The 17,214-nt window shown below is 35.4% G+C and carries 23 protein-coding genes and 1 other annotated feature; of the genes, 6 read left to right on the forward strand and 17 right to left on the reverse strand.

The genetic code is table 11. The features are described from left to right. Positions 1-94: 94 nt before the first annotated feature. From ACQKMI_RS04295 to ACQKMI_RS04325, 7 genes are all read right to left on the reverse strand, one after another. Positions 95-718: a hypothetical protein gene (locus tag ACQKMI_RS04295; protein ID WP_427487458.1), complete on the reverse strand. Its 624-nt coding sequence runs from the start codon at positions 716-718 to the stop codon at positions 95-97. A gap of 168 nt (positions 719-886) precedes the next feature. Further along, positions 887-1,072 (reverse strand): hypothetical protein, encoded by a 186-nt coding sequence (locus ACQKMI_RS04300; RefSeq protein ID WP_427487459.1) that lies wholly within the window; start codon positions 1,070-1,072, stop codon positions 887-889. After that, positions 1,073-1,282 (reverse strand): hypothetical protein, encoded by a 210-nt coding sequence (locus tag ACQKMI_RS04305; protein WP_427487460.1) that lies wholly within the window; start codon positions 1,280-1,282, stop codon positions 1,073-1,075. Between the two features lie 62 nt (positions 1,283-1,344). Further along, positions 1,345-1,953, reverse strand: coding sequence for a CPBP family intramembrane glutamic endopeptidase (locus ACQKMI_RS04310; protein WP_427487461.1), 609 nt, complete (start codon positions 1,951-1,953; stop codon positions 1,345-1,347). Between the two features lie 327 nt (positions 1,954-2,280). Beyond that, positions 2,281-2,682 carry a hypothetical protein gene (locus tag ACQKMI_RS04315; protein ID WP_427487462.1) on the reverse strand — a complete coding sequence of 134 codons (402 nt, stop codon included), beginning with the start codon at positions 2,680-2,682 and terminating at the stop codon, positions 2,281-2,283. A gap of 60 nt (positions 2,683-2,742) precedes the next feature. After that, a complete protein-coding gene (locus ACQKMI_RS04320; protein WP_427487463.1) occupies positions 2,743-3,171 on the reverse strand; it encodes a GNAT family N-acetyltransferase in 429 nt (142 codons plus the stop codon). Between the two features lie 15 nt (positions 3,172-3,186). Continuing rightward, positions 3,187-3,627, reverse strand: a complete 441-nt coding sequence (locus tag ACQKMI_RS04325; protein WP_427487464.1) for a GNAT family N-acetyltransferase — start codon at positions 3,625-3,627, stop codon at positions 3,187-3,189. Between the two features lie 113 nt (positions 3,628-3,740). Here ACQKMI_RS04325 and ACQKMI_RS04330 point away from each other — a divergent pair, with 113 nt between their 5' ends. After that, on the forward strand, positions 3,741-5,138 hold the full coding sequence (locus tag ACQKMI_RS04330) for a PLP-dependent aminotransferase family protein (RefSeq protein ID WP_427487465.1): 1,398 nt from the start codon (positions 3,741-3,743) through the stop codon (positions 5,136-5,138). A gap of 15 nt (positions 5,139-5,153) precedes the next feature. On the opposite strand, the gene ACQKMI_RS04335 is transcribed toward ACQKMI_RS04330, so the two are convergent. The 4 genes from ACQKMI_RS04335 to ACQKMI_RS04350 form a co-directional block, all read right to left on the reverse strand. Beyond that, on the reverse strand, positions 5,154-5,552 hold the full coding sequence (locus ACQKMI_RS04335; RefSeq protein WP_427487466.1) for a DUF5412 domain-containing protein: 399 nt from the start codon (positions 5,550-5,552) through the stop codon (positions 5,154-5,156). A gap of 182 nt (positions 5,553-5,734) precedes the next feature. Further along, positions 5,735-6,958, reverse strand: coding sequence for a GNAT family N-acetyltransferase (locus tag ACQKMI_RS04340; protein WP_427487467.1), 1,224 nt, complete (start codon positions 6,956-6,958; stop codon positions 5,735-5,737). Beyond that, on the reverse strand, positions 6,955-7,683 hold the full coding sequence (locus tag ACQKMI_RS04345) for an AAA family ATPase (protein ID WP_427487468.1): 729 nt from the start codon (positions 7,681-7,683) through the stop codon (positions 6,955-6,957). Before ACQKMI_RS04345 ends, ACQKMI_RS04340 begins: the two co-directional genes overlap by 4 nt. A 38-nt stretch (positions 7,684-7,721) precedes the next feature. After that, positions 7,722-8,633, reverse strand: coding sequence for an EamA family transporter (locus ACQKMI_RS04350; protein ID WP_427487469.1), 912 nt, complete (start codon positions 8,631-8,633; stop codon positions 7,722-7,724). Between the two features lie 146 nt (positions 8,634-8,779). After that, positions 8,780-8,979: a binding site (T-box leader), on the reverse strand. 241 nt (positions 8,980-9,220) lie between these two features. Between ACQKMI_RS04350 and ACQKMI_RS04355 the strand changes: the two genes are divergently transcribed. The 3 genes from ACQKMI_RS04355 to ACQKMI_RS04365 all read left to right on the forward strand — a co-directional run bounded on the left by ACQKMI_RS04355 (position 9,221) and on the right by ACQKMI_RS04365 (position 11,670). After that, a complete protein-coding gene (locus ACQKMI_RS04355; RefSeq protein WP_427487470.1) occupies positions 9,221-9,436 on the forward strand; it encodes a hypothetical protein in 216 nt (71 codons plus the stop codon). Positions 9,437-9,815: 379 nt separating this feature from the next. Continuing rightward, the gene (fumC, locus tag ACQKMI_RS04360) at positions 9,816-11,207 is read left to right on the forward strand and encodes a class II fumarate hydratase (protein ID WP_427487471.1); all 1,392 of its coding nucleotides are present in this window, start codon (positions 9,816-9,818) and stop codon (positions 11,205-11,207) included. Between the two features lie 355 nt (positions 11,208-11,562). After that, positions 11,563-11,670: a YjcZ family sporulation protein gene (locus tag ACQKMI_RS04365; RefSeq protein WP_079561094.1), complete on the forward strand. Its 108-nt coding sequence runs from the start codon at positions 11,563-11,565 to the stop codon at positions 11,668-11,670. Between the two features lie 317 nt (positions 11,671-11,987). On the opposite strand, the gene ACQKMI_RS04370 is transcribed toward ACQKMI_RS04365, so the two are convergent. Beyond that, on the reverse strand, positions 11,988-12,209 hold the full coding sequence (locus ACQKMI_RS04370) for a hypothetical protein (protein ID WP_427487472.1): 222 nt from the start codon (positions 12,207-12,209) through the stop codon (positions 11,988-11,990). 187 nt (positions 12,210-12,396) lie between these two features. Here ACQKMI_RS04370 and ACQKMI_RS04375 point away from each other — a divergent pair, with 187 nt between their 5' ends. Continuing rightward, positions 12,397-12,990, forward strand: a complete 594-nt coding sequence (locus ACQKMI_RS04375; RefSeq protein WP_427487473.1) for a YdeI/OmpD-associated family protein — start codon at positions 12,397-12,399, stop codon at positions 12,988-12,990. Between the two features lie 141 nt (positions 12,991-13,131). Here ACQKMI_RS04375 and ACQKMI_RS04380 read toward each other — a convergent pair whose 3' ends face one another. From ACQKMI_RS04380 to ACQKMI_RS04395, 4 genes are all read right to left on the reverse strand, one after another. Beyond that, positions 13,132-13,749, reverse strand: a complete 618-nt coding sequence (locus tag ACQKMI_RS04380) for an NUDIX hydrolase (RefSeq protein WP_427487474.1) — start codon at positions 13,747-13,749, stop codon at positions 13,132-13,134. A gap of 69 nt (positions 13,750-13,818) precedes the next feature. Beyond that, positions 13,819-14,475, reverse strand: a complete 657-nt coding sequence (locus tag ACQKMI_RS04385; protein WP_427487475.1) for a GAP family protein — start codon at positions 14,473-14,475, stop codon at positions 13,819-13,821. Between the two features lie 35 nt (positions 14,476-14,510). Further along, positions 14,511-15,251, reverse strand: coding sequence for a MerR family transcriptional regulator (locus tag ACQKMI_RS04390; RefSeq protein ID WP_427487476.1), 741 nt, complete (start codon positions 15,249-15,251; stop codon positions 14,511-14,513). Positions 15,252-15,269: 18 nt separating this feature from the next. Then, positions 15,270-15,419 carry a hypothetical protein gene (locus tag ACQKMI_RS04395; RefSeq protein ID WP_427487477.1) on the reverse strand — a complete coding sequence of 50 codons (150 nt, stop codon included), beginning with the start codon at positions 15,417-15,419 and terminating at the stop codon, positions 15,270-15,272. A 150-nt stretch (positions 15,420-15,569) separates the two neighbouring features. On the opposite strand from ACQKMI_RS04395, the gene ACQKMI_RS04400 reads away from it, so the two are divergent. Then, positions 15,570-16,235 (forward strand): DUF4097 family beta strand repeat-containing protein, encoded by a 666-nt coding sequence (locus ACQKMI_RS04400; RefSeq protein ID WP_427487478.1) that lies wholly within the window; start codon positions 15,570-15,572, stop codon positions 16,233-16,235. A 321-nt stretch (positions 16,236-16,556) separates the two neighbouring features. Here the strand turns inward: ACQKMI_RS04400 and lepB are convergent, their stop codons facing one another. Beyond that, entirely contained in the window at positions 16,557-17,150 is a 594-nt protein-coding gene (gene lepB, locus ACQKMI_RS04405; RefSeq protein ID WP_427487479.1) for a signal peptidase I, read from the reverse strand. Between the last annotated feature and the right edge of the window lie 64 nt (positions 17,151-17,214).

Consider the following 17,214-nt stretch of genomic DNA (forward strand, 5'->3'; position numbering starts at 1 on the left):
TCCATAAGGCTTTTTTAATCATACTACTTTATTTCAAAACTACAGAAAAAAAATAGGCTACTTGACGCCAAACAGCATCGAGTAGCCTAATATTTTACAGATCAGTTTTCATATGTTCAAATGTATGTATTAACGCATATTTTTGTACGCCTCGGGCAAAGTCAATGCTTTCTTTCTGATACTGATCAAACGCGGCTTCATTCTTCACCTTGTACGCATAAACCGCTTCAATTGCTGGCTGCATCCACTGCTTTGTAAGGTGATCGCTTCGCATGTCTATTGTTCGTCCTTCAAGTGCGGCGATATAACATTTTGCATAGCTAGTTAATGGCTCTTTATTTATTTTATTTGCCGCATCCTTTGCTTCCTCTAAATTCTCTTCCGTGATCGCCTTAATAAATATACAGTTATACTTCATTGCTGGCTGCTTATACTTTACAATTGCTGTTTCTAATGAGTGTAACTGGTCTTCCTTTGTACCATAAGCAACTGCATATAGGTAGGCAAAAAAAGGATGCTTCTTGCGATCTTTTACTAACTTATCCACCAATTTCATATTATTAGTCCAGAATACAATATGTATATGTCTATAAATCATTGCAATGGCGATAAGGATAAAAATGCCGAGTGAAATAGATAGGCGAACCCCAGCTAGTGATAGTAATAGTGCCAATATAAATATGACCAAATAAAATATGGCTAGTTTTGTAATATTCATAATTCCACCTATTGTAATTTCCTTCGCATTTTTCGAGAAAAAATAAAGCCTGCTCCAAGGAAGAATACAAGCGCCATAAATTTCATGAGAGGAATTATAAATACCTTGCTAATTACAAAAACAACAAGGATATAATAGACCACCATTGCCAGTAAAAATAATGTTAATTTATTCACTTTGCTTCCTACTTTCATTTAGTGCTGCTTCAATGGCCGCTAGCGCTTTCGGTCCCATCCCGTGTAAATTTTTTAACGTTGATAAATCAACCTTTTCCATTTGCTCTAATTGTGTATACCCTGCCGCATTCAATGCACGTATAGCAGGCTTCGCTACACCCTTTGGCCATTCCGTCATTTATGCTCGTCCCTTCTTTTTTCGTCTAGTAAGGATCTCTGTTCCTATAATACCTATTACTAGTATAGCTAGTGAGGCGATATGATAATCAACGAAAAAGGTCGTAAATGCTATATTATAGTAATGGCAAATGGCAGTGATAATACGCCCTCCCATTAATATTAAACCGATAATCAAGCATCCTTTTACAACTTGCTCGATGAATTGCATTTCTATCACTCCTCTGCTTTATTATGCAATCGAACATGATGAAATGCAAATGAGCTAGGCTCTTAGAGCATATTAAACATTGCCATGAAGGCGGCAATCAGATTGGCAATGCTATGGATGCCCCAGCTTGTTATGATGGAACCATTAGATTTTCGTTCATTTATCCACCCCATTAAATAACCTACAAATGCGGTTGCTATAACAACTAATACTAGAACTCCAAAAGGAATAAAAGAAAACATCAACAATCCATGTAAAATGCCAAATAGTAAACTTTGCATGATATTTCCCATTTGAAAACCAAATTTATGCATGAATCTTTTCAATAAAAAGCCTCGGAATAACAGTTCCTCTGACAACCCCGTTTGTACAATTGAATGGAAAAGTGCTGGAATGAGCGCTGAAAAGCCAAGTCCTGTAAAACGATTGGTCGCTAAGGTTGAACTATCTAGGTAGAAATAGCTGATTGTAGTAAGGGGTACGAATAATAAAATAATAATGAATAAAAACCATAGAAAATAATTCCCTTTATTTTCAATGACAGGCTTTTGAAGGCCGAGCCATGTTAAAAATGATTGTGCCTTTCTTGCTGAGAAAAACCACCAAATAAACGGAATAACTGAAAATAAAATGACTTGAATAATTGCATTTATCGCACTTTCCAAAACCATAACTTTTCCCCCTGTTCATAATGTTTTCCATGAAGAATGACAAGCGATGGTGAAAAGGTTTTCTCGGAAATCACTAGTAGATCTACTTTATCGCCTCTTGTTTTTCGAGATTCGCCGGTATCACTCACTATTCTGCTTCTTAGTGTTCAAAATTCGTCAATGGTCAATATTCCTGTCCTTCTTCATGTTAAGCATATTAAATAGCAGAGTTAAAATCAAGATAAAGTTTAATGATAATCATTAAATAATTATCTTTTATGACTAAAAATTGAATGTTAATCAGTATTTACTCATAAAAAAATACGACTAGAAGAACACTAGTCGCTTTTATTTTTTATTCGGATTTCTCTCAATAAAATCTGTAACCTCATCTTTTAATTCATAAACTAAATCAAAATAATGATGTTCGTTCATCGCCCCCTTCTTTCGCCATTTTTGCATTTCTTGATAGTGAAATGTCACAAAATAATTTATTATTTCACGTTGGTCAATCCCTTCCCTTTTTGCCATATCGACAATCGAAAGTCCCTCTTTCCAATATTGATCATACACTTCTTGCGTAATCCCAAGAACTTTACAAATAGCAGCATAATCGTACTTTACATGGTAAACAACCTGTCCTTCCTCACCATTTGCATGTTGTTGAATTACATTATTTGCATAACCAATTGGTGTAAAACTCATCATAACTATGCTTATTAGTAAAAGCTTTTTGAACGTTACTTTCATATAAACCTCCTTCATGTTTCCATTAGTGTGTGAGGTTTAAAAAATCATATTCCTTCTGGGTCACAATGCTTTTCGGAATGAATAACACCATTTCTCATACCCTAATCGCTCTTCATAAAAGCGATGTGCACTAATCCTTTGGATACCAGACTCTAAAGCAATATAGTGCGCCCCATTTTCTTTGCCCCATTGATGCAGATAATGCAATAGTTTCTCACCATAGCCTCTTGAACGATACTGCACATCCGTTACTAAATCATAGACAAAAATATGGCGTTCACTGTAAAAGTTGACTCTCCAACTTAACCCGGCGACTGCCACCATTTTCATGTTTTCGTATAAAGAAAATAACATATAGCCATCTTGAGTCATCTCCGTTAACAATAGTAGATACTTTTCTACTGTTAATTCCGTACGAAGTTGCACCATAACGGTATATGCATCCACCCACTCCTGCTCCGTTGTTAATTGTTTGATTGTTACAGTCATTATTCAAACCTCCTTTTACCAATATTTAATATAATGAAATACTCCATCGTCTATTTTCATCCCGAGCTTCTCATATAGTTTTTGAGCACGAACGTTGTCTGTCGCTGTTTCTAAACCTATATAACGCGCATCTTTCTGTAAACAATACGAATAGCACTGTTCCATTAGGGCCTGTGCTACCCCTTGCTTCCTAGCATGCTCTACCACAAATAGATCGTTTAAAATAAACGCCTTTTTCATTGCAACAGATGAAAAAGTAGGATAGAGCTGAACAAAACCAACTGGCCGCTCATCTATATAAGCTAAAAAAATGGCCGACTCCTCCTTATTTAAACGCTCCAATAGAAACTGCTCAGCCTGTTCTAAGTCAGATTGTTGATCGTAAAATTCTCGATAGGCATTAAATAATGGCACCACTTCCCCAACTGTTGCTAAAGTTACTCTACGAATCTCCATGCACTTATCTCCCCATTTCTTTTTTATAGGTCATTCTAGTATTATGATAAATAATATACTGACATCCAAAAAGAAACAGTTCTAGACTTTTCAACATGTCAAGGAGGGACTTTATGCAAGATTTTATTTTCTTATTCACAGATCGAGAGGCAAAATATAAACAAATTTATGAGCAAGTCAAATGGTTAATCGAGCAAGGGAGATTGAAAACAAATGATTCCCTTCCTTCTATTCGAAGGCTAGCCGATACTTTACATGTCAGTCGGAATACAACATTAACTGCTTATGAGCAGCTCGTAGCGGAAGGATACATACGTGGGGAAGGACGAAAGGGTTATTTCGTCAATGAATTTGAACAAGTGTTTCTGCAGGAGGAGGAACGACCAAACCTTACTCAAAATACGAAAAATAACCTTGCAGATATTATCATTGACTTTCGTGCTGGCGCTGTCGATCAAAAGCATTTCCCTTTAAAAATATGGCGTCAAACGGCTAATCAAGTGTTACCTTTAAACGAGTGCTATCAATATGGCGATTCTTTCGGTGAGCCCCTTTTAAAGGAACAGCTTGTACACTATTTACTTCAAGCTCGTGGGGTTCATGTAAATGAAGAGGACATAATTATTGGTAGCAGCACGCAACAAATGTTAATTTATCTAGGATTTCTATTAAAGCAGGATTTCCAAAGTGTTATTTTAGAAGACCCTGGCTACAACGGTGCGCGGGAAGCATTCAAGCTTCATGACTTTCATATAGAGACATTACCTGTGTTGGAAAACGGTGCACAGCTTGAGCATTTAGCGCAGTTACATTCACGACTACTCTATGTCACCCCTTCACACCATTTCCCATATGGTGTTTCCATGAGCATTCAGCAACGACAAGCTTTAATTCAGTGGGCCAAAAATGTTGATGGATATATACTTGAGGATGATTATGATGGTGAATTTCGTTATACACAACAGCCATTTCCTGCTCTCGCCTCCATCGACAAGTCACGTGTTATTTACATGGGGACATTTTCAAAATCATTTTTACCAGCTATTCGTTTAAGTTATATGGTGCTACCAAAAGCACTTGTTCAGCCATATAAAAAACGCTTTGCTCATTTTGAACATAACGCCTCGTCCTTACATCAATTAACAATGGCGAAATTCATGGAACAAGGCGAATGGACACGACATATTAAAAGAATGCGTATCACCTATAAACATAAAATAAATACACTTGTAGAGGAACTTAACAAGCAATTCGGAGAAAAAATTTCGATTCTTGGAGAGCAATCTGGGCTTTATATATTGGTTAAGGTGCATACACCATTTTCTGAAGAACAGCTCATTCAAAATGCACAACAACACGGAGTAAAAGTCTACCCTACGAGCCCCTATTTTCTACAACAGCCAAGTTCAGTGCCGATTATTCAATTAGGCTTTAGTAAGTTAAAAATAGAGGAAATCATCCTAGGTGTGCGACTGCTAAAAAAAGCTTGGATCACAAAAAACAAGCCATAACTGCAATGGTTATGGCTACTCATTTTCTCGATAATCATATGTTTCATCAGGCATATTCAATGTCACACCGTTAATACTGACCGTATCATCATCGCTCCATTTAATGTAAGCTTCACTTTCTCGATATTGCCAATATATTTTCTTAGACTTTCTTTTCTCATGATTGAATATTAATTCTCCCAATACCGCATAAGAAGTTGTTGCACCAGCATCTGAAACATAAGCTTTCACCGTATAGGTTCCTTGTGGTGATGTAGATTCAGCAATCAAATCTTGTTTAAATCTAGACCAATCGAAAAATAACCAATACATACCATAACCAAAAATGCCAACAAAAATCAAAATCCAAATAAGTAGCACTAGAAGAGTTTGTTTGTATACCTTCTTGCATTGCAGCTTCTCGGATTCGTTCATCTGTATCCCCCAATCTTTTTATAGATGAAACGATTTAAGAGAAGTAGATGTTTCCTTAATAAGGAAGTAAAAAATTACTTATTCTCCGGAGCAGTTTCTTCAATGACCCGATCACTTTCCCTCTGAACTCATAAAAAAAGGAATCTGCACAGCCTATCTCTGCACAAATTCCCATATATTTGTTAAAAATAATCAATAAACGTTGGAATGCCAATTGGTAGTACCGTCTCTAGTAAGGCAATTTCAATGGCATTGCCTTGTAAACGCTCAATTTTTTCTAAATAGCTCGGTCGTTTATAGCCTAGTAACATCGTGGCAAGCGTTTGGACCGTTAGCTGAATAGCATTTTCAGACTGTGTCTCACTCACCATTTCGACTGCGACTTTCCCATTTCGCTTTGTGATGACAAATGTGCCATTATTCCATGCCACAATGCGATCAGTAACAGCAAGACGAAGCTGAAAATCATTTCCCGTAAATGGATAGCGTAACAGAAATTCTTTTACATCTACAATTCGTGCCATAAAATAAGGGGATACCTTTTGAATAATTTCACTATCTTCTAGTAAAAAGGCAACGGCTTCATTGCCCGTTGTTTTACCATAGACATTATAAATCATCGAGCGATGTGCTGAGACAAAATTCCATAAGCCTTTACGCGCCTCTTCCTGCAAATAGACAATCTCATCGATGTAGAAATTTTCTTCCATAATGCGGTAAAACATATAACCCTGTGGCAGGTCATCCTCATCATAATACACTGCTGCCTGGAGGTTCACATCACTATCAATAAATTTTTCTTCCCAAAAATCTTCTTGAAACTTTTCATTCCAAGCAATGCTATTACGTACCATGACTCCGTGTGTCTTCTTGGCATAGCGCGCATAAATGGTCACAACATCTTCATGTTTCGGATCGACACGGCGAATTTTACCGTTTAAGCCTTTATGGTGAGGAAGCTGCGTATCCTTGATCTGAAATTCCACAATATCACTCATAATTTCCCAGCCCTTTTTTCGGTAATACGGGATTGAATATGGGAATAAATAGGATATGCATTGTCCTTCATTGTGCATCCGCTCCAGGCTCTCAATAATAAGGCTCTCCATCAAACCATGCCCAGAATATTCAGGGTACGTTCCGACTGCAGTAATGCCTCCCATTTCATAGATCCTACCATGAACATTTACCTCAAAAGGTAGGCTTAAAATTTGAGATACAAGATGCGAACCATCGAACCAACCAATGGCATGCCCCTCATTAAATTGCTTACTTTTGGCATTTACAAAGCGACGATCCTTATGAATGGACATGGACATTTGAAAAACATAATTAAGCAAATCGATTGACTGTGCCATTTCATCTAATCGTATTTCTCGCATGACTAAGCCTTTACGTTGATTCATGATTCTCTCTCCTCATCAAATAACTCTGAAAAAATGGATTCCGGTGCATTTAAAAAGCGCTTCGTGACGATGTAATGAATGGTATCTTCATAGCGAATAGACTCAATGTCCCCATTATCAAAACTATAGATTGTCGCATTTGGATAGCCAAGCAAAATAGGTGAATGTGTGGCAATAATAAATTGTGCCTCATGCTCCAAATCCTTCATAATTTTAAGGAGACTAAGCTGTCTAGTCGGTGACAATGCCGCTTCAGGCTCATCCAATAAATAAATGGCTTTCCCCTTAAAGCGATGCATAAATAGCGATAAAAAGGATTCGCCATGTGATTGATGATGTAGGGACTTACCACCAAAAGCATTATATCTCCTTGAATCTTCTAGCAAATCAATATGACTGGCAAATTGATAAAATGTTTCCGAGCGTAGAAAAAAACCATTCATTACTTTCGGCATCCACGACAAACGGATATATTCCCCTAGTGAAGACTCCGCCTTATGTACTTCATATAAATTTTGACGACCACCACCCGCTGTATTAAAATCACAGCGATCCGCAATTGCCTCCAGCAGTGTTGATTTTCCAGAGCCATTTTCCCCAACAAAGAAAGTCACATTCGTAGGAAACTCTAGCTCCTGTAAATCCTGCAAACTTGGTATATTAAAAGGATACTGGTCTTTATCTACAATATCACCCTGTAATACCTTACATGATTTTAAATACATTATGTTTCCTCCCTTACTACTATTATACCGCGCTTACTCTACTCTGAAACCGCCCTTTTTTCTAAATACAAGCTACACACGCCTAAAATAAACAAAAAACTTATTCCTAGTAGGGATACGGGCGACCATGATAGCCTTGTATCAAACATCTGAAAGAAGAAAGTGAATATTGGAACAAAGCATAAACTCATCATTACGATCAAAGTCGAACAATACTGAATACCTATTTGCAATAAATACATCGGAAGCATGACACCCACTGCCGTTACTGCGATTATCCATGAAATATTTCCCGAGAAATATTTAAAAAATATGTCGAAAGTCGCGAAAAAAGATAATAAAATTATGCCATAATAACGATTGGCTAAAATCATCGAAGTCGTCCAACCTGCCTCACTTAATCTCTTCGAATATATTGTACATAGGACAGCTCCAGCTCCACAGCCAACACTTGCTATTAATGCTAAGATCACGGGCCATGTTATGTCCATTTGAACAGCTGATTTCCCGCTAACAACTGCTACTATTAATATAGTACAAGCGATAAATGTCCCTATGGCAATTACCCACTGTGCTTTCGGAATTGATTCCTTGGCGAAAACGGCTAACACCAAGACAAAAAGTGGTCCAATGCCCATCTCAAGTGCACTTACAATCGCCGACTCTACATATTTTAAAGCGAAATAAAACCCCATAAATGCTAACACGGATGCGACATTCAACTTCACTACATCATTTATATTTCCCTTCCACCGATTAGCTTGTTTCTGTTTACGTGCAAAGAAAGAGAAATATATAGCTGTTATAAAAAAACTAATGCCAGTAAATAAAAATGTCGGTACTTCCTGCACCTGCTTTGCATAGAAAACCTGGCTCATCGATGTTAGAAGTGCTGATAAAACAAGTGCCATTAACCCCACTGTCGTTGCCTGTTTTTTTGTTATTCCCATTCCATTGTCCCCCTTTTTTCGACACTCATCTTTATGTTTTAACGCTTTGTCGATGTAGTTGGGCTTTCAAGAAGCCATTTCTAGTGAAGCGTTTCCCATTTCTCCAGTTCCATTTCCCAAAATAAAAAAACCTCGTCTCCAAAAAACATAGAGACGAAGTTATCCGCGGTACCACTCTGATTAGCTAAAAAGCTCACTTTACTATAACGGTAGTAGCCGTTTATGCTTACTTTCTTCAGCATAAAAACTCCTGGACGAGTTCATCAATGGTTTGCGATGATTTTCACCAACCATCATCTCTCTAAAGCAAACTACACTCATTACTACTTCCAATCATTGTTAATTTATTTCGATACATCATAATCCATTTTCATTTTTTCGTCAAGCCACTAAAATGCTTCCAAAATAGGATCCGCCGCAGTATTACAAATGTTCTATACGATAGATTCATATCATACATTGAGTAAAACCTTCCCCATTCTAATAAAAATATCTGTCTCTTTTTCATTACAAACGAACATTCAAGGAAGGTAAGAAACTCAAGCTTTTTTCTAGGTTTAATAAAAAAAGTTATAAGGAGAAAAAATATGTTTGTAACTCACTTTTATGAAAACAAAACGTCCGTTTTAAGTCAGCTACTAGTTAGTCTTCCTACTGTCGAAGAGAACATAAAAATTAAAGGTCGTAAAGCAAAAGTTGTTCAGATTACTCAAATAGACGACTACAACTATCAAGTTAGTATCATTTTTGAAAAAATACCTAAAAAACAGCCATTAAAAGAAATTGGGAAGAAAAAGAGATAGCTCTTCCCTTTTAATCTGCCGACGCTATCATTTAATGGTAGCGTTTTAACTTTTAAAAAGCGGAATCGAGTTCTACTAAAACTTTCATTGCAAATTGTTCTTCATAAGCATAAATATATTCAAGCAAAGTATTTGACTTTTCAATTGATAACGATTATCATTATCAATAGATTATTTCTTTACTCCAAAATGCTTAATTCAGAATCCCCCTTATTTTTTTGAAACAAGCATGTATCAAACGGATATTCTTACATCAGACTAAGAATATCCGTTTTTTAACTTCTTTGTGCAAGCACAAAGCCGAATCGGACACAATTATGCCAATGCAAAATTGATGATTATTAATTGGAGATTTACATAAATAAAGGAGCTGTTTTACATGGATTATCGTATTGAAAAAGACACAATGGGTGAAGTTAAAGTACCTGTAGATAAAATTTGGGGTGCTCAAACGCAGCGCAGTAAAGAAAATTTCCAAATCGGTACAGAAAAAATGCCAATTGAGCTAGTTCAAGCAATGGCTATTTTAAAGAAAAGTGCTGCGCTCGCCAATAATAAACTGGGTAAACTTTCAGATATTAAAGCAAATGCGATTGTGCAAGCAGCTGATGAAATTTTAAATGGTCAATGGGACGATCAATTCCCTCTTGTAGTTTGGCAGACTGGTAGTGGTACTCAGTCTAATATGAATGTCAACGAAGTAATTGCACATCGAGCAAACCAAATTTTACAAAATGCTGGAGAAGCTGATCGTATTCATCCTAACGATGATGTCAACAAATCTCAAAGCTCAAACGATACTTTCCCAACTGCTTTGCATATTGCAGCAGTGTTAAAAGTAGAAGATTATTTACTTCCTCGTCTACGCTTACTAAAAGCGACACTGGATGACAAAGCAGAGCAATTCAAAGATATTATTAAAATCGGTCGTACTCATTTACAAGACGCAACACCACTTACTTTAGGTCAAGAAATTAGTGGCTGGGTAGCAATGCTTGCTAAATCTGAGCATATGATTGTCCAAAATATTGAATATATGAAAGAACTAGCGATTGGCGGAACAGCAGTTGGTACGGGTATCAACGCACATCCTGAATTTGGTGAGCGTGTAGCAACGGAAATTAGTGTTCTTACTGACAAACATTTTACTTCAGCCGCAAACAAGTTCCATGCACTAACAAGTCATGATGAAGCCGTTGTCGCACATGGCGCATTAAAGGCTCTTGCAGCTGACTTAATGAAAATTGCCAATGATGTTCGTTGGTTAGCGAGCGGTCCTCGTTCAGGTATCGGTGAAATTACGATTCCAGAAAACGAGCCAGGCTCATCTATTATGCCTGGTAAAGTAAATCCAACGCAAAGTGAAGCGATGACAATGGTCGTTACACAAGTCATTGGCAATGACGCAACAATTGCCTTTGCCGCTTCCCAAGGTAATTTTGAGCTGAATGTCTTCAAGCCAGTCATTATTTATAACTTCTTACAATCCACTCGCCTACTAGCAGACACAATGAAATCATTTAATGATCATTGCGCTGTAGGAATTGAGCCAAATAAAGAAGTGCTTGACCATAACTTACAAAACTCATTAATGCTTGTAACTGCATTAAACCCTTACATCGGTTATGAAAATGCGGCTAAAATTGCGAAGAAAGCCCATAAAGAAGGCACAACATTAAAAGAAGCAGTAATTGCATCAGGGTTACTAACAGACGAACAATTCGATGAATATGTAGACCCTGCGACAATGATTTATCCAAATGTAAAGTGATATAAGCGCACGTTTTTGGGGCAAGATTGGGGCTATATAATTTGGTGGTTAATGTGTAGGATTGGGGTTAATTCTCCAGTCCTTTTTATTTTCCCTTCCACAAAAAAACTGCCACATTCATAAGAACATGGCTAATCTTCACAAACTGCTAAATATTTCCTCATAGGCACCGTCAGCATCCATTTGGTTAACCTCCTATAAAGGATAATAAAAAGCCACGACTCTTAGCGAGTATGACTTTAGTTAGTACCTAAACAGTGTATTTTTAAATCTTTTACTAAGCATCCCTAGGATAAATATCGCAATTCCCTTTGACAACTGTACATATAATAAATTATAGAGAGGAGGCTTTATTATGTCTGAATATTACGGAAGTGGAACTGGTTCAGCATTTGCGCTAATTGTTGTTCTATTCATTCTTCTGATTATTGTCGGCGCTACTTTCATGATGAAAGGTTATTAATACCAATTACCACCTATAATGCTCATAACTGTAGTAAGGGAATACTAATTTAACCTTACACCTTCAATTCTTTACTTAGGGTCACTATCCTCCGGGTGATCCTTTTAATTTTTCCTCTTTCAAGATTCTGCGCCTTATGCCATCTCGGAAAAAATTCGCTCCAAGCCATAGAGACACCCCCCCTATTTGCATGTTAACAAACCATATAAAATGACCCTTAACAAATATTTATTAAGTGAGCTTTAAAAAATCTTAATTTATCACTTATCTCCAACTGGCTTTAATAAATTCACAAAACAAATGTCGATTCGTATTTGTCATCTAAATTTCAAAGTTACATTTAGATCACCATTAATTCCAAGACCTTCTGAAAATAAAACACTTCCCCTTTCTACTGTTCTTATGGAAGCAGATTCTTTTAACGAATAGTTTTTCCCTTCCGTATTTTTTGTTAGCTCAAAACGCAAGTCTTTTTCGCATCTTTTCGTCTCAGCGATATTCATATCTGTTCCTGGGAACTTTTCACAAATTGGCGGCAATCAAATGGCAGAAGCACAATACCAATTCTTCAACAATTGCCCATTATTTGTATTTAAAAAAGAAGCACTCGTTCCACTGAAGTGTTTTCCGTAATGAGCGAAATTAGTTCCCTATTTTTAGCTAGACATGACACTAATTATTGTTTTATTATAAATCGATTAGATAATTGTAGAGGGGTGTTCCTTGATGACAAATAGTAGCATGAATCCGAAGGTTGATGAATTTTTAAATAAAGCTAAAAAGTGGCAGGAAGAATATTCGGTGTTGAGAAATATCGTTCTTAACTGTGAGCTGACCGAAGAGTTTAAATGGATGCATCCTTGTTACACGCTTGGAAACAAAAATGTCGTGTTAATCCATGGATTTAAAGATTATTGTGCGCTTCTGTTTCACAAAGGTGCCTTGTTAAAGGATACCCATGGGATTTTAATTCAGCAAACGGAAAATGTACAGGCCGCGCGCCAAATTCGTTTCACTAGCGCCCAAGAAATAGTTGGAATGGAAACCATCATAAAAGATTATATTCATGAAGCCATTGAAGTTGAAAAAGCAGGTATAGAAGTGCCAATGAAAGAGCATAAGGAATACATCATTCCTGAAGAACTTCACATTAAATTTAATGAAATGCCTGCCTTAAAAACGGCTTTTGAAGGATTAACGCCAGGACGACAAAGAGCATATATTTTACATTTTTCTCAGCCTAAACAATCCAAAACTCGAGTGTCAAGAATCGAAAAATACACGCAGCACATTCTCGATAGTAAAGGATTAAATGATTAAGTTTTTATAGTTGTTTTACACTATTAAAAAAAGTCCAATTTCTTAAACATTATTATTAAGAAATTGGACTTTTATCATTACATAGGAATAGTGCCGATTGTTTATCATAGTTAATTCAACGCTCCCATAAACTTATCACTATTAATCAAATATTGTATCTTTATTAGGGTCCCTTAAGAATTCAAAAAGCATTTTGATTTGAGTATCTGTATTTCTCCCTAAAGAAAGCTTTGGTAAATGATCTTCATTAAAAAATTTTACTCCGTTTGTTTCCAAACCATTTCTTGCTTGCCCGCCAATAATCTCACATTGAACAAATAATTTATAATAATGATATGGTTGAGGTGAATGAGGGTGCTTGTTCATATCCAATAAAGCAAGTAATTTCGTAGGAACTACATCGAATCCTGCTTCTTCTTTAATTTCTTTTACAATGTTTTCACTAGGCGATAAACCTATATCACAAAAACCACCTGGTAAAGACCATCTATCATCAATTTTTTCTCTTACCATTAGAATTTTATTGTTATGAAAAACTACTCCTCGAACATCTATTTTAGGTGTTTGATACCCCGTTTCATTCGTAAATAAATCCTTGATTTTTTCCATTTCTACCCCAGTGTATTCTCTCATTATCTGAGCACTTAAATTTCTTAATTCTTCATAACGTTCAATATCGTAAACATCTTTTGAAAAAGTTAATCCTGCTTGGGAAATTGATTGTATCTTCTTAGCCCATTCTAACCATTTATAACTCATGACGAATACCTACCTTTATAAAATCAACAAAATGATTAACGTTGTATAAAAAAGAATTATCCGTTACATTCACAAATAATCAATAGTGTAAAAAATTAATATCACTCCTACTATACACATAATCCAGGATAAGGCAGAGCTTGAACTGCTTGTTATTTTATTCCGAAGATTAACTAAGGTAGGGTTTATCCACTTTCCAAACAATTTATATCCTAAAAATATAAGCAGCGCTGGTAGAACCATAATAAAATTGTATGCTGCTATAATTGGAAGCCACTGATAAAAAGGTAAATCTATTGTCGTTAATAAGCCAATAGCGGCAAAATACGGTAAAGCCATGCCTGCCTCAATGATAAAAGTCGTAACACCAATAATAATAATTGAGAATATGCTTTGAGTTTTCGGCTTTGGTATATTACTTTTTTTATTTGCAGGGATAAAAAAGCTAGCAGTAAATAATATCACCCCTACTATGAAGATTAGCCAGCTAAATATTTTATTTTGAAAAATGTTTGAGAATGTTTCAATAATAAAATTTAAGCCTAACATCATGATGATACCTAATGAAAAATAGAGTAGTACAACCGTAAATAGATATGCTAATAGTCTTGATGTTAGATTTTTTTTGTCTGTTAAAACGAGAAATAAAGTAACACCAATAATCGTAGGGCTTAATGTATCTAAAAGAGCTAAGCCACCCAAATAAATTAATATATCTGTTCCCATCTTTCCCCTCCACATGAACAATTGTGTTCAATGAACTATGAGTTATTATCGAGATAATATATATATGCCTTTTCCATAAAGTTAAGGATTTCCTGATCGATTGGATATAAATTATATTTTTCGGATTCTTCAGGTGACATTCTAATGTCCCAAAGTTTATCTAAAAAAGCATCTTCGTCATTAAAGTCTTCACCTTTTTTTACATCCATTCTCTTAATGATATTTTGTATTCGTGTATGACTATAACCAAGGTGCATATATTTTTTTAATTGCCCTACTAATGCAATCCACTCTAAAGAGTCTGGATCGCTACTACCCATTTTCGGAAGTTTTTCTAGTGCTTCCTTGTTTTTAAAATTTAATGTATCTCGATTATTATTTAACACTTCTTTAGAATCCTGATTATTATATAAATCCATAATTTTTTTTATCCTAAATTCTTCTCCATCAATCGCTATACCGTTTATTAGTTCCCTTAAACTAATTTCTATGTTAGAAAGACGGTCCTGTTCACTAATTACATAAGATAGCTGTTTCATTAGACTATTCGACCAATCCCATTCTTCCGACTCTAACATCATTTTAATTTCACTTAGTTGAAAACCTATAGTTTTTAAGAATTGTATTTGCTGAAGTTTCTTCAACTCAGTGTATGAGTATAATCGATGACCTCCTTCAGTTTTTGATACAGGTTTCAGAAGTCCAATTTTGTCATAATATCTAAAGGTTCTAACTGATACACCGCTCAGTTTTTTAAATTCGTTAATATGAAACAAGCAAATACCCCTACTTTCTTATTCATTTGTATTATTAAGTAACATGGTTTTTAAAAGGTAACCAATTCCTAAGCCAATTAGTACCCCTGGAAAAGCATTATCAAAAAACAAACCGACTCCAGCTCCAATAATAACGCAAGCATAAATAATAATATCGTCTTTCTTCATAATAGATTCTCCTTTTATTAAAGTAAAAGCTCTACTAACAGTATAAAAGATGACGTTAGGTCACTTTCAAGTCATTTAAACATCTTGTTGTATAAAATTTGAAAATGACCTTACGTCATCTAATAAAATCAATTTTAAGGAGGGAGGAAAATGATGAAACAAACAACCATTCGTTTATTTTTATTACTAATTATGCTTGCTGGTTGTTCAACAAGGGAGGAAGAAGTCGTCGTAAATAAAGAGTCCATAGAAGATATTGAGGAGATTATGATACATTATGCAAGTACAGATGTTGTGTTTTATCCAAGCGAAACAAATGAAATAGAAGCAAATTTAACGGTTAATGATGACGGACCGGGTGCAATAGTAGAGAGATCTTCAAAACAACTATCGATTAAATTGGATTCTGATATTACAAGATTATTTAACCTCAGTAAAAAACCGAGTTTAGAAGTTAAAGTACCCAAACAATTCAAAGGGAAAATAATTCTTGATGGATCTTCTGGTAATGTTACTGGAAAGGATTTAATTCAAAATGACATTGAAATACGTTCAAGCAGCGGTAATGTTAAACTTCATTTTATAGAATTGAATAATGATGTAAAGATAACAACTACAAGTGGTAAAGTATCAGTGAATTTTGATGAAGAACAGCCTAATTTAGAATTAGATATTAATACAAATAGTGGTAGACAATCAATTGACTTCACTCAATACGGCAATTCAAAGACAAAAAAAGGATTACAAGGTATTTCAGGTAATGGCGAGCATAAGATGCAAATTGGAACTAAATCAGGAAATATAGATTTACATTAATAAAGGACAGATAAATTTAAATGGCATAGCATATTTAAAGTTCAATATGCTATGCTATCTCTTTTCAATGAAGTGACACTTACTAAACATTCCCTTCCTTTTAGTCAATTATTGTTACCTGAGTGCATCTTGAGCAATCCCCGGATACCACTGAATCATAAATAATTACTAAGATTTTCACGAATGAAATGATACCCTTTGACTGTCTGCTTTCCACAGATGTTGATTTTACAAATGACAATACAAAAAAACCACTCATGTGGAGTGGTCATGTTTATTATCTTTATCAAGATTTAGACTTTGGATAAGTTTTGTTTAATTCTAGTTAAAGTTAAGGTCAATATGCTTAAGCGGCCAACAGACGATACTTGTTGTACCCATTATTTTTTCTTTTGGGATAAACCCTACCACAGGATTTCTACTATCATTACTTACACGACGATTATCACCTAATGCAAAGTAATGCCCTTCGGGTACCGTAGTTTCACCTAAGAGTTGGTCTAGCGTAAAATCATAAGTGAGTGATCCAGTATCTTTTAATTCCTTCTTGAATTGGTCTAAATAAGGTTCACTGAATTTCTCTCCGTTTATGTATAATTGATCATCCTTATACTCGATTTTATCTCCTGGTAGACCAATGATACGTTTAATAATATTTTCTTCTTCATTTTTGTTAAGAAGAACATTTTCAACAACGACAACGTCAAATCGATCAATAGACTTAAATTTCGGACCGATTCTGTTAATAATAACACGGTCGTGGTCTTCCAGTGTCGGCATCATAGAAGCACCTTTTACGAGTACTGGCGTAAATAAAAACTGTTTGATGACAAATGCCACCAATAAAGCGAATGCAATCGCCTTTATCCATTCGACTAACTCATTCTTTTGTTTTCCCTGTACTTTTTCTTCCAAAATTTCACCTCCTACTATTTCTCTTATTTAATACGAAAAAAAGTGGAAAAAGTTTCAATTTTCT

This window comes from Lysinibacillus sp. NPDC097214, assembly GCF_050277945.1.
GTDB classification, from domain to species: domain Bacteria; phylum Bacillota; class Bacilli; order Bacillales_A; family Planococcaceae; genus Lysinibacillus; species Lysinibacillus xylanilyticus_B.